33 protein-coding genes are annotated in these 26,493 nt (G+C 48.6%); all 33 read right to left on the bottom strand.

The genetic code is table 11. The annotated features are described in order from the left end of the window. Window positions 1-13: 13 nt before the first annotated feature. Window positions 14-1,159: a DUF2612 domain-containing protein gene (locus V1224_07795; protein ID WWR17317.1), complete on the bottom strand. Its 1,146-nt coding sequence runs from the start codon at window positions 1,157-1,159 to the stop codon at window positions 14-16. Continuing rightward, window positions 1,146-2,606, bottom strand: a complete 1,461-nt coding sequence (locus V1224_07790; GenBank protein ID WWR17316.1) for a hypothetical protein — start codon at window positions 2,604-2,606, stop codon at window positions 1,146-1,148. Before V1224_07790 ends, V1224_07795 begins: the two co-directional genes overlap by 14 nt. Then, window positions 2,588-2,950, bottom strand: coding sequence for a hypothetical protein (locus V1224_07785; protein ID WWR17315.1), 363 nt, complete (start codon window positions 2,948-2,950; stop codon window positions 2,588-2,590). The genes V1224_07790 and V1224_07785 overlap by 19 nt, the downstream gene beginning before the upstream one ends. 70 nt (window positions 2,951-3,020) lie before the next feature. Further along, on the bottom strand, window positions 3,021-3,593 hold the full coding sequence (locus V1224_07780; GenBank protein WWR17314.1) for a Gp138 family membrane-puncturing spike protein: 573 nt from the start codon (window positions 3,591-3,593) through the stop codon (window positions 3,021-3,023). 14 nt (window positions 3,594-3,607) lie between these two features. Then, entirely contained in the window at window positions 3,608-4,741 is a 1,134-nt protein-coding gene (locus V1224_07775) for a hypothetical protein (GenBank protein WWR17313.1), read from the bottom strand. A gap of 1 nt (window position 4,742) precedes the next feature. Further along, entirely contained in the window at window positions 4,743-5,069 is a 327-nt protein-coding gene (locus tag V1224_07770; protein WWR17312.1) for a hypothetical protein, read from the bottom strand. A 3-nt stretch (window positions 5,070-5,072) separates the two neighbouring features. Next, complete coding sequence (locus tag V1224_07765; protein WWR17311.1) at window positions 5,073-5,714, bottom strand: hypothetical protein; 642 nt, start codon at window positions 5,712-5,714, stop codon at window positions 5,073-5,075. Between the two features lie 6 nt (window positions 5,715-5,720). Then, on the bottom strand, window positions 5,721-8,402 hold the full coding sequence (locus V1224_07760) for a hypothetical protein (protein ID WWR17310.1): 2,682 nt from the start codon (window positions 8,400-8,402) through the stop codon (window positions 5,721-5,723). 200 nt (window positions 8,403-8,602) lie between these two features. Then, window positions 8,603-9,088 carry a hypothetical protein gene (locus tag V1224_07755; protein ID WWR17309.1) on the bottom strand — a complete coding sequence of 162 codons (486 nt, stop codon included), beginning with the start codon at window positions 9,086-9,088 and terminating at the stop codon, window positions 8,603-8,605. 13 nt (window positions 9,089-9,101) lie between these two features. Next, entirely contained in the window at window positions 9,102-9,512 is a 411-nt protein-coding gene (locus tag V1224_07750) for a phage protein (protein WWR17308.1), read from the bottom strand. A gap of 18 nt (window positions 9,513-9,530) precedes the next feature. Next, window positions 9,531-10,640 (bottom strand): DUF3383 family protein, encoded by a 1,110-nt coding sequence (locus V1224_07745; GenBank protein ID WWR17307.1) that lies wholly within the window; start codon window positions 10,638-10,640, stop codon window positions 9,531-9,533. Next, entirely contained in the window at window positions 10,633-11,226 is a 594-nt protein-coding gene (locus V1224_07740; protein WWR17306.1) for a hypothetical protein, read from the bottom strand. Before V1224_07740 ends, V1224_07745 begins: the two co-directional genes overlap by 8 nt. Further along, complete coding sequence (locus tag V1224_07735; GenBank protein WWR17305.1) at window positions 11,207-11,500, bottom strand: hypothetical protein; 294 nt, start codon at window positions 11,498-11,500, stop codon at window positions 11,207-11,209. Before V1224_07735 ends, V1224_07740 begins: the two co-directional genes overlap by 20 nt. 98 nt (window positions 11,501-11,598) lie before the next feature. Beyond that, complete coding sequence (locus V1224_07730; protein ID WWR17304.1) at window positions 11,599-12,066, bottom strand: hypothetical protein; 468 nt, start codon at window positions 12,064-12,066, stop codon at window positions 11,599-11,601. Next, a complete protein-coding gene (locus V1224_07725; protein ID WWR17303.1) occupies window positions 12,056-12,487 on the bottom strand; it encodes a DUF4054 domain-containing protein in 432 nt (143 codons plus the stop codon). The genes V1224_07730 and V1224_07725 overlap by 11 nt, the downstream gene beginning before the upstream one ends. A gap of 14 nt (window positions 12,488-12,501) precedes the next feature. Further along, window positions 12,502-12,882: a hypothetical protein gene (locus V1224_07720; GenBank protein ID WWR17302.1), complete on the bottom strand. Its 381-nt coding sequence runs from the start codon at window positions 12,880-12,882 to the stop codon at window positions 12,502-12,504. Window positions 12,883-12,901: 19 nt separating this feature from the next. Beyond that, window positions 12,902-13,933, bottom strand: coding sequence for a DUF2184 domain-containing protein (locus tag V1224_07715; GenBank protein ID WWR17301.1), 1,032 nt, complete (start codon window positions 13,931-13,933; stop codon window positions 12,902-12,904). A 17-nt stretch (window positions 13,934-13,950) separates the two neighbouring features. Continuing rightward, complete coding sequence (locus V1224_07710) at window positions 13,951-14,598, bottom strand: hypothetical protein (GenBank protein WWR17300.1); 648 nt, start codon at window positions 14,596-14,598, stop codon at window positions 13,951-13,953. After that, window positions 14,598-15,977, bottom strand: a complete 1,380-nt coding sequence (locus tag V1224_07705) for a DUF2213 domain-containing protein (protein ID WWR17299.1) — start codon at window positions 15,975-15,977, stop codon at window positions 14,598-14,600. Before V1224_07705 ends, V1224_07710 begins: the two co-directional genes overlap by 1 nt. A gap of 83 nt (window positions 15,978-16,060) precedes the next feature. Then, complete coding sequence (locus tag V1224_07700) at window positions 16,061-16,315, bottom strand: hypothetical protein (protein WWR17298.1); 255 nt, start codon at window positions 16,313-16,315, stop codon at window positions 16,061-16,063. A gap of 4 nt (window positions 16,316-16,319) precedes the next feature. Next, window positions 16,320-17,258: a minor capsid protein gene (locus V1224_07695; protein ID WWR17297.1), complete on the bottom strand. Its 939-nt coding sequence runs from the start codon at window positions 17,256-17,258 to the stop codon at window positions 16,320-16,322. 85 nt (window positions 17,259-17,343) lie between these two features. Next, window positions 17,344-18,018 carry a hypothetical protein gene (locus tag V1224_07690; protein WWR17296.1) on the bottom strand — a complete coding sequence of 225 codons (675 nt, stop codon included), beginning with the start codon at window positions 18,016-18,018 and terminating at the stop codon, window positions 17,344-17,346. Window position 18,019: 1 nt separating this feature from the next. Then, complete coding sequence (locus V1224_07685) at window positions 18,020-18,181, bottom strand: hypothetical protein (protein WWR17295.1); 162 nt, start codon at window positions 18,179-18,181, stop codon at window positions 18,020-18,022. A gap of 102 nt (window positions 18,182-18,283) precedes the next feature. Next, complete coding sequence (locus V1224_07680) at window positions 18,284-20,290, bottom strand: anti-CBASS Acb1 family protein (protein ID WWR17294.1); 2,007 nt, start codon at window positions 20,288-20,290, stop codon at window positions 18,284-18,286. Between the two features lie 20 nt (window positions 20,291-20,310). Continuing rightward, window positions 20,311-22,077, bottom strand: a complete 1,767-nt coding sequence (gene terL / locus V1224_07675; protein WWR17293.1) for a phage terminase large subunit — start codon at window positions 22,075-22,077, stop codon at window positions 20,311-20,313. Window positions 22,078-22,187: 110 nt separating this feature from the next. Further along, window positions 22,188-22,439, bottom strand: a complete 252-nt coding sequence (locus tag V1224_07670; protein WWR17292.1) for a hypothetical protein — start codon at window positions 22,437-22,439, stop codon at window positions 22,188-22,190. Window positions 22,440-22,450: 11 nt separating this feature from the next. Continuing rightward, window positions 22,451-22,690 carry a hypothetical protein gene (locus tag V1224_07665; protein ID WWR17291.1) on the bottom strand — a complete coding sequence of 80 codons (240 nt, stop codon included), beginning with the start codon at window positions 22,688-22,690 and terminating at the stop codon, window positions 22,451-22,453. Window positions 22,691-22,785: 95 nt separating this feature from the next. Continuing rightward, a complete protein-coding gene (locus tag V1224_07660) occupies window positions 22,786-22,956 on the bottom strand; it encodes a hypothetical protein (protein WWR17290.1) in 171 nt (56 codons plus the stop codon). Between the two features lie 12 nt (window positions 22,957-22,968). After that, window positions 22,969-23,631: a hypothetical protein gene (locus V1224_07655; GenBank protein WWR17289.1), complete on the bottom strand. Its 663-nt coding sequence runs from the start codon at window positions 23,629-23,631 to the stop codon at window positions 22,969-22,971. Window positions 23,632-23,718: 87 nt separating this feature from the next. After that, window positions 23,719-24,438 (bottom strand): hypothetical protein, encoded by a 720-nt coding sequence (locus V1224_07650; GenBank protein WWR17288.1) that lies wholly within the window; start codon window positions 24,436-24,438, stop codon window positions 23,719-23,721. Then, window positions 24,428-25,132 (bottom strand): WbqC family protein, encoded by a 705-nt coding sequence (locus V1224_07645; protein WWR17287.1) that lies wholly within the window; start codon window positions 25,130-25,132, stop codon window positions 24,428-24,430. Before V1224_07645 ends, V1224_07650 begins: the two co-directional genes overlap by 11 nt. A 3-nt stretch (window positions 25,133-25,135) precedes the next feature. Further along, entirely contained in the window at window positions 25,136-25,804 is a 669-nt protein-coding gene (locus V1224_07640) for a PIG-L deacetylase family protein (protein WWR17286.1), read from the bottom strand. Further along, window positions 25,801-26,448 carry a hypothetical protein gene (locus tag V1224_07635; protein ID WWR17285.1) on the bottom strand — a complete coding sequence of 216 codons (648 nt, stop codon included), beginning with the start codon at window positions 26,446-26,448 and terminating at the stop codon, window positions 25,801-25,803. The genes V1224_07640 and V1224_07635 overlap by 4 nt, the downstream gene beginning before the upstream one ends. Window positions 26,449-26,493: the final 45 nt, after the last annotated feature.

Raw genomic sequence — 26,493 nt, 5'->3', positions numbered from 1 at the left:
GTTTTCTACCTCCTTATGATTTATTTCCACAAACGCCGGTTCCACACCTCCTGGGCTTCACCGCCGCAATATGGACTACTGGTTCCACGCTGACCGTCTCCGTTGATACGAACAGCGTTTTCTCCTCCGTAGTACCGCTTGTGACAAGCGTACCGGTCAGAGGAGCGTTTACTTTGGAATTGCTGACAATTCTATCAGCTTCTACACTACTGCCTATCATTACGCCCTCTACGGACTGGATAGGGAATGTGCCGGATAACGGCAAATCCGCCGATGCAGTGGTGCTGCTCCCGGCGGCTTCTACGGTGGTTCCCATAACAAATCCATTGACGGACTGTATCGGGTGCGTTCCGGACACCACCTGCCCGGCGAGGATCAGCTCCTCAATCTGGTAATCTGCATTTATTTCAATCTCCACATCATCGGTGATTATCTCTCCTTTGGTGGAGTCGTACAGCTTTCCTCCTACCCGGATTGTTCCGGTCTTCGTCTGCTCGAAGATTTTCCTTATCTCCTCCAGTTCCACTTCCGTCTGCAATAACAGGATTTCTCCCAGGGAGCCGGGGCGTGGATGCTGGCCGCATAGTAACTGATTGCAGAGCGGCACTCCGTACACCGAATACACCCAACGCACAAGCGTTTCAACCGCATACCGTATCAGATACTCAAACTCAATCCGGACACCGGCAGGCTTTACCATCGGAACTTCGCCGAGACGAACCACTTCTCCTCCCGGCTTCAGAAACGGCATTGTCAGAATGATTGTTGCCGGCATATCCGGGTCCTCGATGTAATAAATCGGGGAGACATCCCATAGCAATGCCAGTCCTTCCATGAGGTCATAGTAGGTACACTCATTCGTATTCACCAAATTCTGATAACGCAAAAACTGGCGGTAACGGTCATCAGAGATTACCGGATCGGTAACTCCAATGCCAGCTAACTCGCCAGCCTCTTTCCTTGTGAGCGGTATGATTGTTCCTACATAGTCCAGGTTCTGCCCGACAGCATCATCAATATCTGTCATGGTGTTGAGGTCCTGGAATACCTTATCCAGCTCCTGCATCTGCTTAGAAAATGCTTTTATCAAAACCTCGATATTGTGTTTGCTTTGGAACTGCTGCGGCAAATCCCGGAGCCAAATATCAGCTATCTGCATCGAACGTCACCTCAATTCTCCGTTCATCTATCAGCACCTTCTGCCTTGATGTGACGATGATATTCTCTGCCTTATAATCTCCTTCCTTCGGAATGTATGCCTTGTCGGTCGAATACGCCGTCTTGATTTCGACATAGGTTATTCCGGCAACTGCATTGTAGATGCCTTCGTTAAGCAACTGTGTGAGCAGATTGTTCCCGGCAACCATCTGGCTTCCATCCTCGCATATCGAGGCTGTGGTGAGCGCCGCATAGTTCGTAGGCAACTTTCCACTGTTTCCATGAAGCACGACTTTCAGCCAGGTATACAGATATTCCGGTCTGTTGAAATGCACCGGTATTGTATCGCCATACTTTCCGGGAACATTGACCGTAACACTTCCATGTGTCTGAATACCTCCGGCTTTTCTCCGGAGGATAGCTTCAGCAATCTTGTTATTATCTCCGCCTTCAACGATGATTTCTACGCTATGCGGCGGCAGCCCCCTTTCATCCGTATAGTCTGTGTCATTCTCATAACCGGATGCGGACTCCACATCAGCAACATTATTCAGTAATTCAGCAACAATGCTGTCTATCATCGTGTTGGAGCGAAGCGCTGACTTGGCAATGTACGATTGCCGCAATTCAATGTCTGACTCCTGCAATCTGCCATAGGTAGGCTCCAGTTGATTTGTCACTTCTGTAAATCCGGTGATATTGTTCACCATCTTTGTCACAATCCCATAAGGAAGCGTGATGTGTCCGTACTCCTGCGTAAAGAAATTGGCAATCGTTGTGACACTGCTCGTTGTGAGGTTATCCGACAGCACCAGGGCATTTCCTCTCGACTTCACCGTATCCGTAATTTTCAGAATGTTATCAGAGGCATTGAACTCCACCACATACTCAGCGTTGGTAATCACCGCTTTCAATCCTTCCAGGATGTCTCCTTCAGAGCCATCAGAATTTGAATAGCTGTAATGATTGCCGTTGATCGTCACCGTATACACCGCTTCATTCTCAACAACCGCAACCTTGATGCAGACGGCATTGAAGTTATCCCTGGTAATCTGAAATTCATCGGCAGAATACAATCTAACCTCCGGCATCGTATTCGTGGCAACTATCGCCTCCTCACGAATGTATGCACCGTCATCGCCGGTACAATGCAGAGGATAGCAGGTCCGTTTGTTCGGCATCCTGCGTATGCCGCCGTACTGGACTGCATGATCCAGGTTGACTCCAGTTGCCGTTGCCGGATATTTCGCATAGTAACTGTCCTGGGCTGTCTCCCACAAGTCTGCAATCTGCCCGGCGAATGTCGTAACCAGCGTATCCAGGAATGAAGTTCCGGACAGCCGGGTATCAACTCCAAATCCTTCCGTCAAATCGGAATGTATCTCCTCCAGAATGGTATCCATGCGTTTCAGAACGAAGCCTTGATTTGTCACTCCATAGTCCGACATCTTATCTTCACCTCCTCCTTTATGGTCTCGTAATCTGTCAATGCGACATAATGTATGGCAGCCTCCCTTGTCCTGGCATCATACACAATCCGCACATCTCTTACATCTACTACTTCATCTACTTCAAAAATCTTCTCCCGGACAATGCTCTCGAAGTAGTCTGTATCCGGGTTCTTAACAAGCAGATTTGTCATGTACGGCATACCTTCATCGGTATTCCACCGCCATTCGCCTTCAAACCACAACAGCCGTATCCGTATCTTCTGTGCGACTGAGTTCTCCAGCAGGATGTCTCCTGCCTTAGTGACGAGAAGGTCTCCGCTTCTGTCAAGCAATATATCCATAAGCACCTCCTGCTTCGGCTTTTTCGGTCAAATACCGATGATGCCTTTTTTAGCTTCTGATGGCTTCATTTTAAGGCGTTATCGTTCCAGTGGAAGAAATATTGCCATCTACTTTCAAATCGCCGCTGATGGCTACACCATCGTCTGAGACGGTCATCTTCGTGCCTCCGGACGTAATCACCGCACCAGCATCGGACACCATGACTTCAACGTCTCCGGCTCCGACAATTACTGCGTTATTCTGGCAGGCTTTGGAGATGATGTCTCCTCCGCCTTCAAGCAGACCGGGTATGCACATTGCACTTGTCAAATCAAACCGAAGCGAGCCTTCAGACTCGGCACCGGTCCGCCATTCGTCAAGCTCAACTTCCGATATGACTATCAGACAGCTATCTCCTTTCCCTACCGGGAAGGCAATCCCGACTCCTGCCGTCTGGCAGAATGGGAAGGTGACTGGAACATCCGTTATCTGCGGATAGTCAAGGCTCTTTCCATCTGCTGTCACATACTTGCCGCTTGGCTTTACCGTTGCAGTTCCGCTTCCGGGATCAAATGCAACAATGGTTCCGGGCATCGCTGTGTGGATTTCATCTGTCACCGCTCTTGCGGTTTCCTCAATCTGCTGCGTGAGTTCCTGCATCATGCTCAATCACCTCCCTATGCTTTTGCCAGGTCCTTCATGTTTACGGCAGCCGTTACTGTGCTACCAATTCCAATTACTACCCTGTCACCCTTAACCTGGATGACATCATATACAGAATACCAGCATACAAACGTGCCGCCTGCATACTGGTATCCTTTGGTCTTAGTGCCTTGTTTGAACGTCCGGATCACTTTGACCTTATCGCCTTTCTTGATGTCTCCGCCTTTTTCCGGAGTGGTGCTGGACTTTTTGGCATTGTCCGCCTTCTTATCCAGCTTCGGCTGTGCCTTAATCTCCAGCAACTGAGCGGTGCATACCCAATCCCCTTCCATGTTGTCTCCGTCAATGGTAACTTTATACACCCGGAAATAGCCATTCGCCGTTGAGCTTTGTATCTTCACAACATCGTTGACACCGATTGCTCCGTTGAGGAAATACTCAACTTCCCATCCGGTCTGTGACTCCTCTTTATCTGATGTGGAGCCAATCGTTATTCGCTTCGGTATGCTTATCAGTCCGGTATCGGAGTTCAGCAGGAACCCCCTTGCACTTATCGCCCGTCCAGGCCATGTAATCTGTATCGTTTGGTTCTGAATGGTCCATCTGTGTCCGCAATACTTGGCTATCTTCTGCAATGCGTTCTTTGCCTTTCCGGTATAGCTGAAGCCGTTTGGCATCTTCTTAAATGACAAATCGCCAGCAAATGTGATGGGAAGCCCCATCTTGCTTGCGATTTTCTTATAGACATCTTTGCAATTTACGGAACCATTTATTGAGATGCTGATTGTGGTATCCCTTAATTCCACTCTGCCATCCATCACCTCAATCTCCGTCATCTGGTCTGCGTTTTCCGGAGTTGTGATTACCGATGTGACATTGCCGACAAGAATGAGGGCGTTGTTGTTTCCATATCCTGCCTTCAGTTCGACTATGCAGTCCTTGCCATCCAGTATCTTCAAATTTTCATCAGACAAATTCCATACCTGGACCTTCGCTGTATTGGGGCTTTCCACATCGCACTTCTCAACACTGAACGAAACGTGCAACGTAGTTTCGGTTGCATTATGGATATTCCCTATCATAAAGCCTTTCGACTTCATCTTTCCGCACTTCATGGTGTACGTTCTCAAAAAATTCTCATTCGCCATATCATTCCTCCAATTCTACATTTGGAATGTAAACAAACTCTGCCGTCTGATTATTGAACGCCTGCCTCCCAACTGTATCAGTATCCGAAAGGCATCCGAAGATGCCATCCGGAATATCTGAGTATGTGTAATAGTGCATGATCGGGAAGTTCGGAACAATCCTTGTCATTGCGACAATAGGTTCTTCCTCTGCCGTATACAGTCCAAAACTCCAGTAATCATACTTCTCGTTATATGTGAAGCGGAGCAGATACTCCACACCATCAATCGACAGCGTTGACATACTATCATTCATGTCCGGCACTTTGATGTAAAGCAAATTCTCCACCTCCTATATCAATCCGAGTCCACTGGCTGCACCATAGAGGATAGACTGTCCTTTCTTTGCATTAGAGCTTCCGGAACTTCCACTGCCTTTACTGCTTGACGAACCGCCTCCGCCGCCGGAACCTCCGTTTCCGGAACCGGTACTGGATTTGCTTGACGATGTTGATGTCGAAGCAGTTCCGGCATTGGCTTTTGTCTCTCCACTTTTCAGTACATAAGACGGTATCTTGACCGTCTTCCTTTTGGTTATCCGAACCTTCTGTGCAGATATGGATACCTCCCTTGCATACCCGATGTCATGCGACTTCTTAATGCTGATGCTGGTAATTCCCATATCCTTGTAGATAGCTTCGGTAGTTACAATCTTTGCAAGCTGCTTTTTGAGCCATTTCTGCTCCAGCAGATCGCATATCTTATTTACCCGGTCAGTGGAACTTCCATGCCGGTACAGCCATGTAACCGGCGTATTGCTGATATACAGAGTCATCTGTACGCTGATTGGTTCCAGGATAATCGTATCTGACACTGGAAATCCTTTTTCAACCGGATATGTCGGGATTGTGGCAGACAGGTTTTTCGTCTCGTCAATCAGAGCATCGAACTCAATGCCCCATATACTCACTGGTTTTAACTTCTTTCTCGCCATGTCTGCCTACCCCCTTGAATATGCCAATGCCCTAGCCATCTGAGTTGTCGCATCGGTTGCAGACTTCTTCATGGTCCTGGACACTGCTTTCTGTGCATCCGCTGATCCGCCGCTGTATGTGTTATCAATATTCACATTCTGCGTGACGTTGGATGTCTTATTGTTTACAGTGCTTGTTGTTGCAGTTGCAGGCTGTGCTACCGCTGCCTGCGTTAATGTTGCTATTCCGCTCGCCAGCCCCTTCACTTTATCCAGGACTGTATTTTCGTTGTTGGAGATGCCTTCTGCGAGACCGCTCATAAAGTCCGGCATCCACGACTCATAATCTGTCAATGGTCCTTCGTCCGGAACGGAGAAGTGCAGGAATGACCTTATCTTATCTCCGATGCCTTTTACCGCATCAACAATTCCTTGTACTCCAGACATGATACCGTCCTTCAGTCCGCCTATGAAATCCTTGCCCCATTGTATCGCTTGCCCTGGCAGACCTTTGATAAAGTCTATGGCAGCATTGAAGCCGTTGACTATGGCATCCTTAATACTGGTGACTGTGGTGATGATGCCGTTCAGTATATTGGAAAACGTGCTGCTTACGAAATTGGCTATACTGCTGAAAATGTTGCTGAAAAAATTGTATATCGCCTGCAATACAGAAACCACCGTATTGTATGCGGTGTTGATTGCGTTCGATATTGTACTGGTGATGGTATTCCATACTCCGGTCACAAACGACACAATTCCATTCCATATTCCCTGGAAGAAACTGCTGATTGCTCCCCATATAGCTTCCCATATCGCCTTAATTGCTCCCAATGCCATCTCAAACAGCATTTTTATGGTATCCCATACTGCGGTTATGAAATTCACGATGACATCCCATATACCAACGAACACCTGCTTGATAGCTTCCCAGGCTCCTTGCCAATCACCGGTGAATACCGATGAAATGAAATTCGCCACTCCTTTGATGATTTCCAGGAAGCCGTTCAGAATACCGCCCAAGCTATCCCACAACACTTTGAACCATGACAAAATTCTTTCGCCCCAGTTGTTCCAAAATGTCTGTATCCAGCCAAATACGGTTTCTATCACTGTGGCAATGGCATTAAAAACAGCACTTCCGACTTCATACAGTGCATCCCATATAGCCGACAGTGCATCCAAAATCGCTCCCCATACTTCGAGAAGTTTATCTTTCGTGCTAGTCGTGGAACCATCAATACTGTTCTCTGTGTCTCCGAACAGCGTAGATGCCAACTGCGAGATGAAGGTCCACACTCCTTTGAGGAACGTCTTGATTATTCCCCATGCTCTTTCAAAATTCTGCCGGATGCTCTCACCATGCCGTTCAAAAAATCCTTTGATGGCATCCACCCACATTAGGGCTGCCTGCTTGATGAAATCCCATACGCCGAGCAGAAATTCTTTAACTTTGTTCCAGGCATTGACAATCATCTGCCGGGCATCTTCTGCGCTGATACCGGCTTTCTCAAAAAGAGTTCCGATAACCGAGTCATTCCCCATCATAAAATTGATGAAGTCCTCAATTATCAGTGCCAGGATCACCACAACAGCAATGATTGCCAGTATCTTCAGATTTGCAAGGCTGAATATCTTTGCCAGCTTGCTGACTATTCCAGCCAATCCTCCGACAGCCTTTATCATGCTCACAATCTTTGCAACGCTCATTACGGCAATGAAGGCTCCGGCGGCTATTGCGGCTATCTTCAGTACATTCTCCAAGCCACCGAGCTTATCCACAATGCCTTTCGCAACATCAATGCCCTTTGATATTCCTCTGGATAGTGTCTGGCTCATTCTGTCTATCGCCGGTTGCAGTCGTTTGACAAGGGCATGGAACCTCTCGAAAGAACGTGTGAGAAATCCAGTCTCCCCGGTCATTTCTTGTATGGCTGCGGTTGCCCTTTGCACCAATCCGTTTAATATCTTCAGCACCTGCACTGCCGGTTTGAGGAACGCACTTCCGGCGGCAGCTTTAAGGTCCGTAACAGACTGCTTCAAGTTTCCTAACTGGTTCGTCCATGTGTCGGACTCCCTTGCAGCCTGCCCTAAAGCGCCGGATGCCTTATTTGCTTCCTCTACCATCGACAGCAAAGTGAACTGTTTCTCTGCTTCAGATAAATCTTTGAACGACTTACCGTACAGTTCATTTGCGGCAGCGTTTCGTGTTGTTTCCGTTGCTGACAGACCAAGAGCTGCGTCCTGCTCAAAGTTTCCTTTCAAGAAGGACCGCATTGACTCCGTTACATCTTCGATGGACCGGTCGTAAAACGCCGCCGAGTCCGTTACGGCTTTCATTGCTCTGTCAGCAATTTCAAGAGACTGGGCTTGATCCAGTCCGGTTGTCTTAGAGAAGGCGGCTATCTGTGTGAAGCTGCCCTTCATCCGGTTTACTGCAACACCGGTTTCGTCCGCTATTGCATCCAACTTGCTTGCGGCATCGGTTTCCATTTCACCGAATACCTGCGTGAACTGAGACTTCAAAGCCTCTGCTTCTGCGGCAGTTTCTGCCAATTCACTGAGACCAGCGATGGAAAAGCCAATTCCGATAACACCGAGCAGCTTTGTGGCGAGATTTTTGATGCCTTTGATACTGTTTTCCGCCTGCTTCTCGCTGTTTCTGTCAACCTCGAACCCAAATGCCACCGCTATGTCTCGTATCGTCAAACTTTAAGTCCTCCTTTCCAGTTCGTCAGCTCTCCCCTTTTCTACATCCAATTCCATTTCATACAAGGCGTACAGCTTCAATGCTTCATCCAGGGTATAAACCTCCTGGAGTTCGTACATCGAAGCCATCCTAGCCTTAATCAGAATGTAGCAGCGGAGTTCCAACTCGCTAAATTGTGAGTAGTCGAACTTGCCATATTTTACAAGACTGCTCTCGGCGTCTTGACCTCTGCCAACCCTGCCTTCCCAGATAGGGCGGCGAACTTCTTGAAAAAACCGTTGAAATTCAGCTTGATGACATGGAAGCATAAGACGAACATATCCTGCACATCACCGCAGAAAATCTCATTCGCCAAATCCTCATTCAGCCTTTCCCCTTCTGGTTCTCCGTCTTCATTGGTAAATTCAACTGTGATATGACCGCCGAGGAGCAATTTCTTCATCAGCTTCTCCAGCTTATCGCCGTCAATCGCTGTGCAGTTTGCCATTGCTTCAGCTGCCTTGCCTGCATCCACATCCATGAGGCTTCCGTCATTTACCAGGGGTGCGAGTACACCCAAAAGGGGAGCCAGCACTGAAGCTAACTCCCCGGTGAGGTTCGCAGCCTTAAAAGCCGCAAACGGTGTGATATAAAACTTATTTTCGCCAACAGTTTCCATTGTCGGCTCTACCTGTTTAAGTGCCATGTCTGTTTACCTCCTATTTGAACTGTCCTTTGTTTACTGCAATCTCCCACTCACGATCATTCTGAGTCTTGCCTCTCACGAACGAAGCAGGCTTCGTTACCCACGCCACTTCACCGGAAAACTTCTCTTTTCCGAGAATATCATTGATATTCACCGGGAACGTACCGGAGCCGTCCTTGCGGTCCTTGTCGAACATCTTCTGCAAAAACGCATTGGTTGCGGATGTCTGCTGGACTGACAGCTTCAATGTGTAGATTTCAGCAGGATCAATGCTTCTTACGACTTCGCCGTCAGCACCTACCACATAGCTTGTGCCGTCACTGGCAAAATCAATGGTAATCATGCTGTCTTCAGCGTACCCTACAACGATGTGTCTGCCGAGAGAGCAGGTAACTTTCTTGGGATTGTACGTCTTCATCGCCATCTTCTATTTCCTCCTTCCTTAAAACGTGAGATTTCCATGAATTTCTACGATATGGATAGCTCCTGCAAGCCGGGCTGTGTATCTGCATCCGGTCAGCTTACGAGACTTCCTCTCCGCTTCCGTCAAATCAGATGCCAGCGGAACCGTTACGGTATAGCCAGGGATTTCATTGTCATCCGAGTCATACTCCGTAGGAGCGATGCCGCCAACTGTCTGTCCTTTGGAGAGGGTGGCTTCCATCTGCCCTTCAATCAGCCCGATGCCTCCATCAGTGAACGGAACCTTGCGATTGGTCTTCAATGCGTTGAACACATTGGTCTGCATTTCTGCTTTGAGCCAATCTCTGAAGCGGATGACATCAATCCATTCTCCGGAGAGCATCTTGCCGCCGAAGGTGATATTGCTTCCGGCATACCTGCGGAAAGAATTGATGTTGCTTTCCTCCAGTGACTTCTTTTCATCCGTACTGAGAGCAGACGGAACGATGGTTGCCAGTTCCTTCATGTTCCAGGTTTCCGTTCCGGGATCATACCCAAAGCATTTAGCCATCCATGCCAGGGCAGCATATTCATTCTCAATCGGCTGTTCGTCCGCATCATACCCGTCTGCTTTTCCGGAAAACAATCCGAAGCTACGGTAGAACGAAAAATTCTTTACCGGGCATTTGGTGATGTCACTATACTCGAAGCTAAAAATCTTCTCATTTGCCTCCGTCCACGAAATCGCTCCCTGGATGTCTGCATCATCACCAAACTCTGTGATGTGGATGCCATAGAATGAAACCTCGCCTTTAGCTCTCGCAAGCGTATTCTTGATGTCCTCATAGGTTACGGTTTCAGCACTTTCTGCGGAAGTCTCCTTGCGGATGCAGATATAAATGCTGCTCGGTGCCGGGTTCTGGGAAAAAGCAACGGTAGCTGCAACGTATGCCGCATCCTCCGTTGTAAATCCATAGTCCAGCAATTCATCCGCCTGGGATATTGCAGTGGTCTTGCTCATGGTCTTTTCGCCGGAAGCCTCCGGACCTTTTACCACCAGCAGGATACTGTCAAATGTGGCATCGTTGGATGCCGGATTGGAAATCTCGACATTGCATTTCACAATATCGTCCAATGGGTTATTATTCATCGTCATATCCTCCTTCTGTGATTTCTACTTCTTCGATGGTTTCAGTCTCCGCTTCCGCCATCTCCTTCGTGCCGCCTCCGCTGCTGTTCGGCACAAGCGGCATACCTCCCATTCCATAAGGACCGTCTGCTTCCTGGACGAATGAGACTGTAAACTCTGCCATCGCCCGGTAGCGGTACTTACTGTCATTCTGTAAATTCGTCAAATCCCTCACCGGAGGCATGAGCATTATGTCCATGCCGTATCCGGCTATGATGTCAACGATTTCTTCCGAGTCCAGATAATTTGCGAACTCAGACAAATCAGATACGGCTGTGTTGGCGTAATTTCCAGTAACGCCTTCTCCAACTGTTATGGGCTGACCTTTGGTAAATAGGTTGACCTCCCAGGTTGTTTTCGACTGGTAAACTCTCCTGCCTTCTCCATCACCCACCGGGAATGAGGTTCTTCCTACACCTCCGCATTTAAGGGCGATGTACGGTAATGGCGGTTTCGTGTTAATCTGTTCGGACCATATCACCGTTGCTCCTTTGAAGAACGAGTCTGTCAATTCATAGAGCCTATCCTTAACTTCCGCCAGGTTCATTTTCCGTTCCCCCACTTTCCTCGGCATCATTGAGAGGCTCCTGGTCCAGACATTCAATGAATGTAGCTGTGTAATGCCGCAGCGGAGTGTTCTCGCTGAGTCTGCATGACTTACATTCAAACCACTTATTCTGAAACCATAACCTATCCGCCTTTTGCTGCTTCGCTTCGCTTTCCACAAATATCTCGCTGTCGCAGAATACTTTCAGCTTCTGCACCGACTTAGAACCGTCCGGTGTGGTGATAACTACGTCCTCCAACGTCTGTACGTCCATAGGGAGCGTTAAATCTTCATAAGGTATAGAAGAATACCCCTTCACAAAAACCGGCTCGGAATAACGCCGTAGCGTGTGCGGTCTTTTCAAGAAATTCATCAGTCCCCACTTCCTTTCTTCTGGATGACATAGTTGACCGACTGCCGCATCCTGCCACTGTCAATCAATGGTTTGCTACTGCCTTTCTGCCGTATGGTGGACTCAGCGTTTGGGGCGAAGTCTCCATCAGTGATTTTTTCCTGGATCAAGTCTTTCTGAAAAATTCCTATCTCCTTCAGCACCTGTTCGGCAGATACGCCTCTGATTAAATCTTTCTTCTTTGATTGCAAGAAGGCGTTAATCTTGCTTTCGTTTTCATCTACACTTTTGCGGAGAAACGGACGAGAAGGCATCCGTTCAGTACCAAGTTCATTCCATGCCGCAACATCGCATACATCCGCTCCGTTTTCCTCAGTGGCTTTACCATGCTGGAAGCCGATGCGGACCTCTTTGTCTGCAAGTTCCTTTAGCATCCTCTGAAACTTGATACCGTCTGGAGTTATTCTGTCCGTTGTCCTAGCAGCCATAGCCAGGTCCTTCCCCGGCTGAAATAATCGGAATGACCGCATTTCGCCGCAGCGTAAGAAACTCCAGGCCGTAGACTGTGAGTGCATACTCAGCATCGACCTGGAGGTTCGTCTGTTGGTTCGTGGTATAACTTATTGAGGTTTCTCCCTCGGAATACGAGCCGACCCGGAGACTGTCACCAATTACACCGTTCTCATTGTTCCCATAACCATTCATCTTCAGCTTGTGGGCGGTCAGATATGCCAGTGCTTTCTGATATGACTTTCCAAAGCGTTTCTCTGAAATCTGATCGGAGTACAGTTGCAGGAACGAATTGACTCCATACTTAGTGACCTTTCCGGTGTCGGCATCAACAATATCATCGTCCGGCATATCGGCAAACTCGGTTGCCACCAGGCGAAAAATTGCGAGTGCATCCATGCCGTTCACCTTCCTTACTTCTTCAGTGCAGCCTTCACCTTTTTCAGCACATCAGCCTGGTCCTTGCACTCAGCAGGATTGATGCCGAGTTCATTCGCCAGCTTTCCGAGGTCCTCCTCGCTGATGCCTTCCAGCGATGCAAGGCGAGACTGGCGAAGTGCTTCTGCCTCCTCCGCCGCCTTCTTTTCGGCAGCCGCTTTATCGGCAGCTGCCTTCTCCTCTGCTTTCTGAACCGCCTTCGGCTTTCCGGTAATCTTTGCGAACCCCTGCTTCCGGTAAACTTCCAGGATCGGGCTGGTCTCATACGCCTCCGGGATTTCCTTTGTCTCCCCAGGCAGTACGCTCACCTCGCCAATTCCGATAATCTTTCCACTTGAAGTATTCTCGATCTTCATAGCCATGTTCCTCCTTTTCTTAGACACCTACTGCCAGCAATGCAGACAGAGGATAATACAATACGATACCAGCCACACGCTCCTCGCAAGGAACAATGACCTCCAGGTTGCGGTTCTGCAACGGATACTGATAGAACGCCATCGGGATTTCCAGGCTGAACTTATCGGCACTGTTGGTATAGAGCATCGCCACATCAACGCCGTAGGGATTGGTGGCTTTATTCTCGGCAGATAACTCCGGAGCCGTAATGATGTTCTTCAGATATGGAGCGTTCTCCAGCAGGAACCTTTTCACCGTATAGCCGGTATTCGGGATCTGTCTTGTGCTGATGTCAATGAACACCGCCGGCGGAAGTGCCAGGGTGTCCGCCCTCTCAACATCCTGGGTGATGCGAGACTGGTATGCGAACATTCCGTTGATGTCTGCCAAAATCTCGGCAGCACTCTTGTCTTTCCAGGAAGTCTTGGTTTCAACCGTAGCGAGGGTGTAAAGCGGAATATTGTTGTCGCTGGAAAGCATACCCATGAGCTTATGCTCCTTGTCACCAGCAAAAGCAATCTCATTGGTCTTGCGGTCAATAGCATACCTTGCCGCTTCCGCTTTCCGGGTATCCAGGCTCTTTCCTGCCATGCGGCTCGCTCTCATTTCCTGGATGGAGTAACCGTAGCTGTCACCGATTGACTTAACATAGGCGGTGGTAGGGCTGCCCTTCACATCCGCTCTCGGAAGGTCAGTTGCATAGTTGCTGATGATTGCAGCCATGCCGGTTTTCTCATAGCTGTAATAGGTCATCGTCTCTGCTCCTTCCGGAACTTCATGCGTGATCGGGAAGTTGTTCAGAGCGGTGAACTCCGGATAAATCTTGTCATAGGACTTGGACTTGATGTAGTCCAGCTCCCTTGCGAAGAAAATAGAAGCGTCCTCGGCACTGTCGAAACGCATCTGCTTATTTCCTGCCAGGGTAGGTGCGATGTTGGATGCCATCAATGCTGCATAGTCCGCCTGGTCGTATCCAGTGGAAGGCATCTCCGGATTGTACTGATTTTTCATTGTCATTCTCCTCCTTCTTACATATTGATCTCGATAACGGCGATGCCATCATCGGAAGCGTTGCCAAATTTGGCGCCGATGTCAACGGTTGCTCCATGAAGCTGTTTGCTGACTACATAATCGCCGACAGCCGGCACATATCCATCCAGCGCCGGAGTCACTCCGGACACCTTGATCTGTGTTGCGGTAGGAGTTGCAGTATCTGCAACAACTTCCTTCGCACCAGCATCGCCGGACTCCACCTTGACGTATGCAGAATATGCAGCAGACTGATCTGTAAAGCATCCGGCATCATCGCCATCCACCACAACGTAGGCTTTCGCCTTATATGTGGGCGCTGCTTCCTTAGAGGTCCTGCCCCAAATTCTGCCCTTGCGGAGAATACCGACCGAAGCGTTGTTGGGTACAATGACCTTGCCTTTCATGTCCTGCTCAGTATTTGCTGCATGAAGAACAATACCCTCAATCTGGTCTGCGGTTGCCCCGGTTACAGGAACCTTCACGCCGGTTCCTTTGGAAGTACCGATCATTGCCGCCATGCCATATTTCAGAACGCCGTCTGCTTCCTCATTCTTGCGAGTGATAACCTCGTCATAGGCGATGTCTACCTTGCCACCTGCCACACCTTTCGGAGTGCTATAACCATAATCTAACTGTGCTGCCATTACTCATTACCTCCTTCTCTCTCAATCATTCTCTGTCTTGCAGCCGCCGCATTGCTCCCGGTCTGACCGTCTGCTCTCTGCTGTGGTGCAGGAGTAGAGGACATCTGCTGCTTCTGATATGCAACGTCCTTACGCTTGTTTGCTGCGTTTACTGCCAGGTCGTAAGCGGCATCGACATAAACTTTACTCTTACCATCGAGCCGCATTTCCGGGAACACCTTCTTGACAATGGCTTTCTTGCCTTCGATGATGGACTTATCCTCCAGTCCGTCCAGATGGAGTTTGTCTCCCATGCGGCAAATGCTTAACCTCTGGCGGAAAATCTCGTCAGCAGAGTCATTGTTCATGGAGCCGGACTTATCATCGGAGCAGTCTGCATTGTCCTCGGCATCGGTACATTCTCCATCTGCGGAGTCAGCACCAGAAGCACCGTCTGCGGCATCCGTTCCAGTGCTGTCATGTGCTTCACCGCCGCCTGCACTGGACTTCAGTTCAGCCAGGAACTCCTCCAACACGCCGATCAGCTTTCCTACGCCTCCATCTTCCTTTTTCTCCTCCTGCATCGGAGCTTCTCCCATAGCCGAAGGCTCCCCGGCAGGTGCTGCAACCGGTTCCTCAATGCCTGCACCGTCCTTTTCTTCCGGAATTGCTTCCGAACCAGTGCCGCCTTCTCCAGCAGGAGCAGGTGCTGCTTCCTCTGCCGGCTTTGCCCCGGCTTTATACTGATTGATTGCTTCGACCAGTTCTTCCGGAGTCATGGCAACACTATCTTTCCTTGTGGTGTTTCCATCCATTTTTCTGTTACCTCCTTTTGATTTTTTATCATCCAACTCGACTTTCTTCCCATCGAGATTAAGATGCGCTTGTTCCCCGGCTCTTGCACTTTCTACAATCGCCAGGTGGTTGATGCGAATATTCGTCTGAATGGCATCATACGGTTCGCCATTCCATTCGCCAGGTTCTTCTATGAGGTCCAAATTATATCCGAGACTCAGTTCTCGGTACGGTGTCTTCTTTACCTTGTCGATGTCATGGATGACAACCTTGCATCTGACATCCGAACCGTCCTGGAACCCTTCGCTTAGAATTGTTCCGACAATCTCTTTCATTACATTGTCTTTGTCGATTGAGCCTGCTTCGTGAGTGATGATTACCGGCTTCCCGGCATACGAAGCAAGAGATTTCTTATCGAAAACGTGTTCTGGAAGCCTCAGTTCCCTCCTTACTCCGCCATCCGGCAATCCGTATTCAAAGATGCCGGTCGATGTGACAATAGGCGTATCATGCAAAAATCCCTGCTCGTCAAAACTGGTGTTGCCGATAGGGATGCTGTCAATTCTTGTTACTCTTTTCAGTTTTGGTTTGTCTCTTATCTCCATTGGTCCTCTCCTTCCTTTTTCGCTTTTCATGCTTGGCTACATGGGCGATTGCTACCTCGGCGGTCCTGTCCGGGTATCCTTCCTTATTGCTCATTCTCCTCGCCTTCTCCCTCACCCATAGAAGAAGCAGACAATGCACCAGTTGACATCATCTTGGTGAGTTCGATAGTCAAATTCTGAATATGCTCCACTTCATCAAGCCGGATCAAAGCAAGTGCCTGGACCGTTGCATCCATACCTTCGACTGCTGATGTAGAGGAAATCTTGTCTGTGTAGCTGATAACTGCCTCTGCCTCCTCTTTTAAGGCGTTGCAGATATTTTTTATTACTTCATCCATTTACTTAGCCTCCATTCCTTTTTATGGTTATCTGAGCCGGTTCATCATCGGCTACTGGCAGATTGATATTGCGATTGAACACCGGTCTCCCGATGCAACGACACTGAAAATCTTGACCTGGGTGGCATTTCCTTCCGTCTGAATTTTCCGGAGGATCATCCCAGGAGAACTTTTTCCCATTCAGCTCCCGGTGGCTTCTCCTTACCCTTTCATCACCGGTGGTAGACCAAACATACTCCGTAATTCCGGCATCCTGCTGTTGAGTCTTCTGTATCTGGCCGTTCAGTTTTGCCGTCTGGTCCCTCGCAATCAATTCCGCCCGGCGGCGGCTTATGCCGTATGCTCTCTGTATCTCCTTTACCATTCGGGTTGTGGTCTTGCCATTGGTAAAGCCGTCATATACGATGTCCTTCATTTTTTCCAGGGTGTCTTCCGGTATGGAGGAAATCAGTCCGACATTCTCCTCTACCCATTTCTTCAGCTGCTCGACATAAAAATCCCCCAGGTAATAGTCCTCTCGGATGTCGATACCCAGGGTAGCTTTGATTGCTTTCTTCCATTCTTTGACCGTCAGCTTACGGGTGAGGTGTGCCAGGGACTCCAACTTCCGCCGAAGACCAAAGCCAATCGTCTTTGCAATGACATTGTTCTTTATCGTGGTGAATATCTGAGAAACGGCAAGCATCAAATCCGTTGCTGAGTCATTCCTTCGGTTCTCCCGGACTTCTGCATCCCGGTTCTCCTTGTAAATCTCCTTCAGCTTCGGCAGTTGCTCCTCCAGTTCAGTCTTCAGTATTGCCATGTATGCGTTTGTGGTCCGGACGTATTCCCTTTCAGCAGATGCCGGTATCTGAGGATCATACTTACTGTTCAATGTGTCGTGACCGTAGAATTTTCTTCCGACTTTCTGCATGAGCAGCCGGTTCATCTGCACTTCATCCATATCTTCTACCACCTCCTTCAAAACAAAAACAGCCTATGTGGATGACATAGACTGTTCGTAGTCTCTATTCTGTTTTCTATCCTTCCTATGCCGGGAGCGGAACTGCTTCTGTACGGAATGTACTCTGCATCAATTCCTGGAGCTTTGCATATCCTCCTGCTATGTTGATGAACTGCGTCTTCTTCGGCTCCATGATTTCCAGATACATCATGCAAGCCGCCTGGTTCAGTTTGTAGAACGTGACTTCCTTATTCTGCGAGTTCTTCCCGGATGCCTTCTTGAACATCGCCTTGCTGTCTTCATCCAGGAGAGGCATGATCCTTTCCTCAATCCGCTTAATCACCTTATGGTTCGGAGTCTGAAACAATTCTGCAATCTGCAACGATGTGATGAAGCATTTCATCTTTGAGCCTTCATTTGAACCGCTTGTAGCCTCATGCCGGCTTTCCCTGGCTTCATCGGTAGTATTTTGTGTGTCATCTGATAAATTCGGCTCCTGGGCTAATAACAAATTCATCGCCATCTTGAAGCCTGCGATGAAACCATCTTCCTCGAACTCGACCGCCACATCTGTCATTTTGGTGTACGCCTCAATCTTCTTCAGCATATCGCCTTCAATGTGCCGGCTACAAAAATCATCGAACACTTCCGCACACCGAACAGCTTCGGCGGAGTGCCTTTCCTTATCCTGGCAGCTTTCGATATACTGGAAGAACAGCTGCTGGATTGCTTTGTCATTGAATTTCAGTGCATTATCCATATCACTCCACCTCCACATCGAAACCAATCGCCTTCAGTTCCTCATTCTCAAATCCATTTGCCCGGAGCAGCCTTTCGGCTGTCTGTGCATCTACAAATTCAAGGAGCAGGCTGCTCAAAACATCTGCCATTTTCTCCAACTGCTCTCTGCTCAATTCGCCCATAGTCCAAAACCTCCTATCTGAAATCTTCTGTGTTTTTTGTATCGCGCGGCGAACTATAACAGCACCACCACCGTTGTCAATAGTTTTACTGAAAAAATTACGTTACTGTATGTAGCCGCTCATTGTTTCAGCAAGCATCCGGAGACTTTCCTCGAACGGTGGAAACAAAAGCTGGCTTTGCAGTTCCTCCAAGGTCATCCACCTCGCATTGAGCATTTCATCACCATCTGCTTCGGGAGTTCCGGAGAACTGATCCGTCCAGTACACCATAGAAGGCAGATATGAACCAGTGCCGCCTTTGTATTCGCCTAACGGTTGTAGGTTGAGGGGAACAATATTGAACTCCTCCATCGCCTCCCTCACCGCCGTATCTTCGGGTTCTTCTCCTTCTTCTATATGACCTCCGGGTCCACACACGCCTTCGTTATTTCTCCTGGAAGCACATAAAATCTTGCCGTCTTTGATGATTATAACTGCGGCTGCCGGATAATCTGCTCCATCGCCATTTTCAGAAACACCTTCCACGATGATTGTTTCAGCACCGCCTCCGGCATCTCCTTCGGTATCTTTGATGACTACCTTCTCGCCGGTCCTTAACTGGCTTCCAGGCATATCAATCTCAATGGCATCATCTTCATCATTGGTCTGTCCGAGAATTTCAATCGGTTCTCCGACCGTTGCCTTTTCGCCAACATCAAACGTATCTTCCGGAAGGTTGAGTTCTTCCTCTGACAAAACCTCCTCGATTTCAAAATCCCCTTCCGATGCCAGCGATTTCCTCACTTCTGAAGGGTCCAGGACATTGCTATCCATGTAAATCTGCGATGTCTGAGCCTTCGTATACTCCGTATCAGCCTTTGTCTTATCGACATTGGCTTTTTCTGTATCAGACAAGGACCAAAGGGCAGCAAACTTGACTTTGTACTTCGGCTCCTCCGGTATCTTTCCTTCCAGCCTCCCTTGGCGTAATATCAAATCAATGACTGTCCTGGAGTTCTTCTTCATGTTCTGCTTCTGAATGTTCTCCACCATGTTGTAGTAGTTCTCCATGTCATTCTCGCCGGTGGCGTTCATTCCTGCCGGAGACCGCCCAAACAAAATCGTCTGCGGAATTTCTGTTACTGCTGACAGCATATTGCAGGTGGAGTCTAGGACATCCTTAACTCCTGCCATTGAGAAGGTCTTGAAATCATAATCTTCACCATCACTGTCAATGGCTATGGAGTTCAAAATGCTCCTCGCCATATCAATGACCTGGAGCCTCTGCAATACCTTGTCTTCACCTTCATCCGTACCAAGCATATTCGCCAGGTTCTTCATCTTGTAGATTGCCTGCACACACCTTTCAAGCAGCTTAGTTCCGTTTTCATGGGAAGTGATGCACTCCCTCAATGCTCGCTTAATCTTGACATATTCCGGGATGCCCCAATACCGATAGATTGCATTGGTGGTCTGCTCTGGAAGTCTGCCGTTTCTGAATACCAGGCATCTGCTTCGGTGTACGATGAAGTATCCATAGATGCTGAACACCTGGTAATATTCCGGTTCTGCGAACGGACGGTCACTGTCAATCGTATCAAGGAAATGGAAATGATACATCGAGGTGTAGTCCGGCTGGACTATCGCCCTTTCAAACACCCGGAGTTCTTCGATTGTCCGGACATTCTTCCAATCGAGAGGTTCCTCCAATCCTCTGCCGTCATCAACAAGCATTACAATTATGGAGCCGCCGTAGAGCCTCGCCCACTTCTCAGCCGTAGCAAACTTCGACTCGAAATCCAGGTCATCCATTCTGTCATCAACATATTCAGTAACATCTTCATCACCGAAATCTATGTCAAATCCATGCTTTACTGCTTCCTCTGATGGGCGATCAATAATCTTCGTGAACAGACCGTTTCCTTCATACAGCCGTATGAGTTCCATGTCATTCGTGATAATCTCCTGGTTGTACTGGTACGATGTGGAGCTGTCCTGTGCGGTTCCGTATTTGTTCAGCAGGTTGCTATAACCATCCTGCCGGAACTTTTCCTGGGTGCCTTCGATGATTGCGGCTCCCCTTTGCAGTTTCAACTGCCGATCCAGCATAGCTTTCTGCTGTTCATTCATTTCTTACGCTACCTCCTTCCTTATAGCAAATTGTCAATGTTGAAGCCCATGCCAAGCGTTATCTCGTTGAAGGCTGAACTGCTGGCATCCACCATATCTTTCCACTTGCTGTCCGGGAATGACTCCAACTGATTGAGATATGCTTCATTCCATTCGCCGGCAACCAAATCGAACATTCCATGCTGCCATTGTGCCGCCATAGGCTCCGCCCTGGTTGCTTTATCACCAGACTCCGGTATCATGTGAACATCAAATCCGGCAAGCATCTCCATGTAGGAAGCCTTCTGGTCTTTTCCAGCCTGCCCTGGGTCCTGCGGCAATCTTTGCCTGCACCAAGCATACTTTGCATGATCCATCTTAGCTGTCACCAATACGGTGCTTCGTACATCACCAGCTTTCAACTGGCGATTGATAACGTCAATGATGACAAATCTGCCATTCTCCCTTCTGCCCATGAGGACACCGGCAGTAAATGCAGCTTCGTCATCTTCATCCTTATCTGTGGCAGCCAAATCCCAGCCTCGGCATACAGCAACCAAATCCTTCGGTACTTCTGTAAGGATTTCTCCTACCTGGCTTCGTTTGAAGAAGGAACCGGCAGCTGCCTTAATCTTCCAGTTACCTCTCAGCAACCGTTCCATGTCAACTTCCGTCATCGCCTTCAAGTTCGCCAAATATCCAGGGTCGCTTTCCATCAGTATCTTATTGTCTTCCAGGCGGCTTGCAATGAACGTAACACTTTTGCAGTCCTCCACATTGACTTCATACTTTTTCGCCAACTCCTCCGGGGTATCTCCCCAATAGATGATGTCATTCAGCACAACCATCCATCGTATCTGTCCGGATCGCTCCGGTATTGCATATCCGGTTTCCTGGTCTATCCACCAACTGATAAATTCTGCCACCCATGAGTCTGAGTCCGGGTTGCAGGTTGCTCTCACATACGGTCGTATGCCGCAAGTAGTTCTGTTTCGGGATAGCATATACAGAAACTGGTGCTTCGTGAAGTGTGTCAATTCATCGAAGCCGATATAGGCAATCTCTGTACCTTGCCATGATTTGAGGTCTTCATCTCTTTCGATGTGGGCGAAACTCAGCTTCGCACCGCCGTCAAACCTCCAGTGCAACTTCGGTGACTTCCTGGAGTGTGCATCCGGAACTTGATTGAATATCTTCTGACTGGCATCCCATAAGCCACCCTCTGCCGTTATCTGATTGTAATTGTGACGGAAAATAACAGCGCCAAAACTCTTAACATCTTTGTGCCGGAGAGCCTCCAACAGCAATGCGTATGTCTTTCCTCCACCGGCGGCGCCACCATATATGATGATGTCCGCTGACGATGCCATGAACTGCGTCTGTGGTCCAGCCTGGGGTGCAAGCTGGAAGGCATCCTTCTTATCCCTTCCGTTGTTCGGCAGATTGATTGTCGGGTATGCAAGCTCAACAATCTCGCTTTCTTCTTCCGGTATGAGTCCAAATCTATTCAAATCTCCGGTCAATTCTCCAATCAGCCGGATGGCGGATGTGTCACCTTCGACTAAAGCCTTCTGCATGAGCCGGACAACGACCGCCGTTTGATAATTCTGATCTCCCTTTTGGATACCGAAGGCTTCCAGGTTCTTCTTGTTGTTGTCTCCAACCACCTCCATTGACATGAGAGCTTTTGCAGTTTCACGCATGGATTTTTTTGCCCTTCGGACTTCTCCGGATTTAATGCCGCCATTCCTGCCCCTCGCCTTTGCTTCCTCTTTGGTTCGTACCGGCTTTAAGTCCTTCTGTGCCACATCTGCCTCACCACCTTTCCGTAGGCACGAAAAAGGAACCCGTTGTAGCCTTGTGCAGCCTTTTTCCGAGTTCCCTTGATGGATTTGTTACCTATTCAGTTTATGGGCTTCTACGCCCCATACAGACAGCTTACTACTTCCTTCCCCTTCGCTATCGCTCCGGGTATGTCTGTGCCTATCTGCTTATAGAACTCCGGATGTACCATGCACTCATACGCCCTTGCCATCGCATCCCTCTGTGCCTTCGTAACATTTATCCGGAAGTCCTTTGCTATCCGGAGAGCCTTCTTCCACTCCCCGGATTTTACTGCCTCCCTTACTATGTCTGACTGCTTTACCAGCTTTCCATCTCTTACTACCATACCGACACCTCCTATATTCTGAACAGATCAACATGGGAATTGCAGAATGTAGCGGTCTCTCCATTTCCCAGGTCCAATACCAGGTACTCGTTGTATTCATCCCGGCTGTTTTCATCAGTTTCCAATCCGATTTCAGTAGCCCGGTCCCCGGTCACTACTTCAAATCCTTCAATCTGATATTCAACCTCTGCTACCTTCTTGCTTCCCTTGTTATACTTAACTCCGTCATATACTTTAACCTTAACCTTCATAAGTGCTACCGCCTTTCCTCTGTTATTTATCGTACTCGTAACGTAGCACCTGCGTTTTTGGTGTCAATAGGTTTTTCAGAAAAAATACTGATTTTTTACGCCACTCCAATGCTATACTCTACATTAACAGTGGCAGGCAGCTGTGCCATAACGCCGTCAATCTCCTCCTGAGCCTTCTCGTATGCTTCCGCCTCCGTTTTCCCTTCTTTGGTGAAGGTTCCGCAGGCAACACCATTTACCATCAGTTCAAATTCATATTCATTCATGCAATGTCCTCCTCATGCGTTGTAGTCCGGTTCAAGCTTCCTTCCCTTCTTGAACTGCTGGAAGTCCGCCCACTCCTTATTCCCTACCTTGCCCTGGCTCCTCGCCCATGTGTAGTAGTTCTCCCATGAGCAGTCATCAAACAGAGACATCTGCTTCGGTTCCAGTGCCGCCTGCTCCTCGATTGTCATATCAAGGTCTGTCTTGCCATTCCTTTTCCCGGTGAGGGTATGAACATCGAACACCCAATCCGGTATCCCTTCCACTCCCAGGTGACATTTCGTGATGTCGATATGTTCAATCTCGCTTTCATCCAGGATACGGTCCGGCAACATGAAATTACAGGCTACATAGCAGGCATCCCGGTTCTTTCTCGCCTGGCATAACAGCGTGATCGCCTTCGCCGCAAACAGAGGGTCCTTATCATATCCCTTCCTGCCTTTGTTGCAGAAATCATCTGCCAGCTTCAGAGCGATTACTTCCTTCGTCATAATGCCGTAGCAGTCCTCCGCCGATACCACCACCAGCCGCTTCCACATATAGGTGTGGAAATTGCCGAACAGTTCATAGGCGGCATATCCTGCCAGGTTCGGATTGTTCCTCCGGATCGCCTTCTGCATCATTGATGCCATGTCATACATATTATGACCGTTCTTAGTTACTAAATCGTAAGCCATAACGCCAACCTCCTATTTTTTTATCGTAACCGCATCGTAGCACCTGCACCACCGTTGTCAAATGGAAATTGGCTGGAATTACTGATTTTACCGGGGAACATTTATCTGAGGCTTGTTATTCTTGTAATTGTACTTGAAATACTTTCCCCACTTCCGCTTCATGTTCTCGATGCTGTCTATCTGATCCTGCCGTAGTTTGGAGCTGTCTCCACCGGCATTGACATCCTGGTAATCTTTGCAGATGATGTACCGGGGCTTCAGAATGATGCGATTGTGCAGCAACTCCTGCAATACCAGGTCCAGGTCATAATTGTACTTGCAGTTTTCATCCGGGCGAGCCTTCAGCACTTTCTTATACACCCATTTCAAAGAGCCGGACGTTCCCTTAAATGCAAATTCACCGTCATACCCATAAGGGATGCCGGTAGCATCTATGCAGGCATATCCTACATTCAGATCAACCATCATCTGCGCGATGCGTTCAATCTCCGCCATGATGGTCTCCTTATCCTTATTCAGCCGGGTGGTGTCATCCATGCGGTACATCACATCCTCAATATCATCGTCTGCAATGAATACGATGTCTTCCGGTGCATGATCCACTATCCACCAGTACGTCCGGATGGCATTGTTGACCTCCTCGTCCGGAGCAGCCCATACATTCTCCACTCCTGCCTTGCGGTACAAATCCGCTTCGCTCGCCCTCACCACATAGGTACACCGTTCCAGCAAATCCTGGGTGAGTATCTTATTGTGACGGTGATAGCTTTGGACGTATATGCCTAATGTCAGTTCTTCATCTGCCATCTGCCATCACCTCCTCCATCCTTCTGAAGTGGCTGCCTATGTCATGCCCTTCATTCATTGCGTAGTCCAGGATTGACATATACGGTCGGAACTCTCCCCACAACTGCCGGTACTCCAGCGGCTCCCATTCCTGGTACACCAGCTTGATGCCAGCCTCCTTGAAGTGTTCTTCCTCCTGGTAATTCCTTCCGCCGGTCCCAGACAGGTAGGCATCGGCTCCAAGGCGTTTGCATATCTCAATCACCCTGGCTTCTGATCTGCTTTCCAGCTTCCAATCCGATGCGTAATAGACTTTCTTATCATGCCATCCGAACCACAGTAGGAAGAAATTCATCAGTGCAATGTTCAGCTGTGCCAAATTATCATAGCACTCACTGACAATTCCTTCATAAGCAGGAAAAAGCTCCGGGAAATACGGAGCCTTCTTGTAATTCATCTCTACTGTCTTTATATGCTTATGCTGCCAGCCGAGACCGTCCTTTGGAACTACCTCCCGAAGTGTCTGCCCGAACTCCTTATGCAGTGGAACTTTCAGCCGGCACTCGCCTTGCGGTGTCTTGATCCGGTTCCATTCAAACACATAGCCGTTGCTATACTGTGCATCATCCAGGAATACGAAGGCATCAGCCTTCCATATCTTGTGAAACACTCCCAGGTATGGCAGATAGCATGGCTGATGAATTGTAACCATCATGCCCTACACCCCCAATCCAAACACCAGCTGGAAGGACTCCGCCGCCATCAAACCAGACTGGCTTCCTCTCAGCACCGCCATAGCATTGATGACTTCCCTGGAACGTGGGTGAGGTGCTTTCCGGATGACATCCTTATAGACACCTACCGCCTTAACCTTCTCAGCCAAATCTTCCTCGCTTACGCCGACAAACACATTCGGAACAAAAACTCCATTGGCCGTACTTACATTCCAGTCCGTAGAGGACGGAACCTCCATATACATAATCTTCCGGATTGGCTGGATATTCGCAATCTGCCTCATAGGGAGCTTCGATGCTTCCATGCAGCACTCCGATGTGATGCCATGATCCACATGAACATCCGCCGGGTGGTGAGTAATCAGAACATCCGGCTGGCAGTCTCTAATCGCCGCCTCGATGAACCGGACAATGGCATGATGGTCTTCATCCTTGAACCTCATGCACCCGAAATCTCCGACATAGGACTTCTTCACTCCCAGGATGGCGTGGCTGGATGCAATGCCGTCCTCCAGGTTATCATCCCTGGTAGGACTCCAATGACTGAGCAGGCAGACATAGACTTCATCGCCGTTTCCAGCTGCCTTGTGCATCATCGCACCGGCTCCCAGGACTTCATCATCCGGATGTGCCGCAACTATCAAATACCTCATTCCTGCTCCTCCTTTCCATTTTCACCATCTTTTTCATCATCTTCGGAAGGTTGGTTTGCTTCCGGCGGTTTCTCGACTATCTGTGCCTTCATCTGATCGTACCAGATTGCCCTTGCCTTTATCTTCCGCTTTTTGGTGATAGCAACCTTCCTGCCTTCGATACCGAGTTTCCTTATCAAATCGTTATAGTCAATCTCACTCTTACAGACTATCATCACATAGTTGTACTTCTCGTACCGGATCAGTTCCATGTCCTCAATCTTCCGTTCTTCCGGATTTTCATTGTTGAGGTCAATTCCCAAATCCAGGTTGAGGTCCGCAGTCCAGTCAGCCAACAGTTCCAAATCCCATTCGCCGGCATGGGTGTTATCCATGATGTTGATTGAGCGAAGTTCTGCCTCCGAATATCCTATCAGTTTCTTAACATCGACTTCGATGTCCGGATCACGCCTCGCAAGTATGATGGACCTCTGGTTTCCAGCAATCACATTATTGTGTTCGTCAACAACAAAAACGCCGAAGTCACCGAACAAATCCATCGACCGTTCAAGCTCCTCAGCTTTCTTCTTTGAAATCTTCCTGGGATTTCCAAAATTGTGTTTCAGATCACCGACACGCATCTTACACACTTCTATTCTTTTCATGGTTTATCGCACTCTCCTTTTATGCTATAATTCTTCCCAAAGGAG

The organism is Lachnospiraceae bacterium JLR.KK008 (genome assembly GCA_037015955.1).
GTDB lineage: Bacteria > Bacillota > Clostridia > Lachnospirales > Lachnospiraceae > VSOB01.
The sequence above is the reverse complement of the archived record's forward strand: the minus strand, read 5'-3'. Positions and strand labels throughout refer to the sequence as shown.

What these genes read in the sequence shown, in the direction of transcription:
- V1224_07795 (WWR17317.1), bottom strand. Translation starts at nt 1,159, where the DNA reads ATGCAGATAGCTGATATTTGGCTCCGGGATTTGCCGCAGCAGTTCCAA.
- V1224_07790 (WWR17316.1), bottom strand. Translation starts at nt 2,606, where the DNA reads ATGTCGGACTATGGAGTGACAAATCAAGGCTTCGTTCTGAAACGCATG.
- V1224_07785 (WWR17315.1), bottom strand. Translation starts at nt 2,950, where the DNA reads ATGGATATATTGCTTGACAGAAGCGGAGACCTTCTCGTCACTAAGGCA.
- V1224_07780 (WWR17314.1), bottom strand. Translation starts at nt 3,593, where the DNA reads ATGATGCAGGAACTCACGCAGCAGATTGAGGAAACCGCAAGAGCGGTG.
- V1224_07775 (WWR17313.1), bottom strand. Translation starts at nt 4,741, where the DNA reads ATGGCGAATGAGAATTTTTTGAGAACGTACACCATGAAGTGCGGAAAG.
- V1224_07765 (WWR17311.1), bottom strand. Translation starts at nt 5,714, where the DNA reads ATGGCGAGAAAGAAGTTAAAACCAGTGAGTATATGGGGCATTGAGTTC.
- V1224_07755 (WWR17309.1), bottom strand. Translation starts at nt 9,088, where the DNA reads ATGGCACTTAAACAGGTAGAGCCGACAATGGAAACTGTTGGCGAAAAT.
- V1224_07750 (WWR17308.1), bottom strand. Translation starts at nt 9,512, where the DNA reads ATGGCGATGAAGACGTACAATCCCAAGAAAGTTACCTGCTCTCTCGGC.
- V1224_07745 (WWR17307.1), bottom strand. Translation starts at nt 10,640, where the DNA reads ATGAATAATAACCCATTGGACGATATTGTGAAATGCAATGTCGAGATT.
- V1224_07740 (WWR17306.1), bottom strand. Translation starts at nt 11,226, where the DNA reads ATGAACCTGGCGGAAGTTAAGGATAGGCTCTATGAATTGACAGACTCG.
- V1224_07735 (WWR17305.1), bottom strand. Translation starts at nt 11,500, where the DNA reads ATGGACGTACAGACGTTGGAGGACGTAGTTATCACCACACCGGACGGT.
- V1224_07730 (WWR17304.1), bottom strand. Translation starts at nt 12,066, where the DNA reads ATGGCTGCTAGGACAACGGACAGAATAACTCCAGACGGTATCAAGTTT.
- V1224_07725 (WWR17303.1), bottom strand. Translation starts at nt 12,487, where the DNA reads ATGGATGCACTCGCAATTTTTCGCCTGGTGGCAACCGAGTTTGCCGAT.
- V1224_07720 (WWR17302.1), bottom strand. Translation starts at nt 12,882, where the DNA reads ATGAAGATCGAGAATACTTCAAGTGGAAAGATTATCGGAATTGGCGAG.
- V1224_07715 (WWR17301.1), bottom strand. Translation starts at nt 13,933, where the DNA reads ATGAAAAATCAGTACAATCCGGAGATGCCTTCCACTGGATACGACCAG.
- V1224_07710 (WWR17300.1), bottom strand. Translation starts at nt 14,598, where the DNA reads ATGGCAGCACAGTTAGATTATGGTTATAGCACTCCGAAAGGTGTGGCA.
- V1224_07705 (WWR17299.1), bottom strand. Translation starts at nt 15,977, where the DNA reads ATGGAGATAAGAGACAAACCAAAACTGAAAAGAGTAACAAGAATTGAC.
- V1224_07700 (WWR17298.1), bottom strand. Translation starts at nt 16,315, where the DNA reads ATGGATGAAGTAATAAAAAATATCTGCAACGCCTTAAAAGAGGAGGCA.
- V1224_07695 (WWR17297.1), bottom strand. Translation starts at nt 17,258, where the DNA reads ATGGATGAAGTGCAGATGAACCGGCTGCTCATGCAGAAAGTCGGAAGA.
- V1224_07690 (WWR17296.1), bottom strand. Translation starts at nt 18,018, where the DNA reads ATGGATAATGCACTGAAATTCAATGACAAAGCAATCCAGCAGCTGTTC.
- V1224_07685 (WWR17295.1), bottom strand. Translation starts at nt 18,181, where the DNA reads ATGGGCGAATTGAGCAGAGAGCAGTTGGAGAAAATGGCAGATGTTTTG.
- V1224_07680 (WWR17294.1), bottom strand. Translation starts at nt 20,290, where the DNA reads ATGAATGAACAGCAGAAAGCTATGCTGGATCGGCAGTTGAAACTGCAA.
- V1224_07670 (WWR17292.1), bottom strand. Translation starts at nt 22,439, where the DNA reads ATGGTAGTAAGAGATGGAAAGCTGGTAAAGCAGTCAGACATAGTAAGG.
- V1224_07665 (WWR17291.1), bottom strand. Translation starts at nt 22,690, where the DNA reads ATGAAGGTTAAGGTTAAAGTATATGACGGAGTTAAGTATAACAAGGGA.
- V1224_07660 (WWR17290.1), bottom strand. Translation starts at nt 22,956, where the DNA reads ATGAATGAATATGAATTTGAACTGATGGTAAATGGTGTTGCCTGCGGA.
- V1224_07655 (WWR17289.1), bottom strand. Translation starts at nt 23,631, where the DNA reads ATGGCTTACGATTTAGTAACTAAGAACGGTCATAATATGTATGACATG.
- V1224_07650 (WWR17288.1), bottom strand. Translation starts at nt 24,438, where the DNA reads ATGGCAGATGAAGAACTGACATTAGGCATATACGTCCAAAGCTATCAC.
- V1224_07645 (WWR17287.1), bottom strand. Translation starts at nt 25,132, where the DNA reads ATGATGGTTACAATTCATCAGCCATGCTATCTGCCATACCTGGGAGTG.
- V1224_07640 (WWR17286.1), bottom strand. Translation starts at nt 25,804, where the DNA reads ATGAGGTATTTGATAGTTGCGGCACATCCGGATGATGAAGTCCTGGGA.
- V1224_07635 (WWR17285.1), bottom strand. Translation starts at nt 26,448, where the DNA reads ATGAAAAGAATAGAAGTGTGTAAGATGCGTGTCGGTGATCTGAAACAC.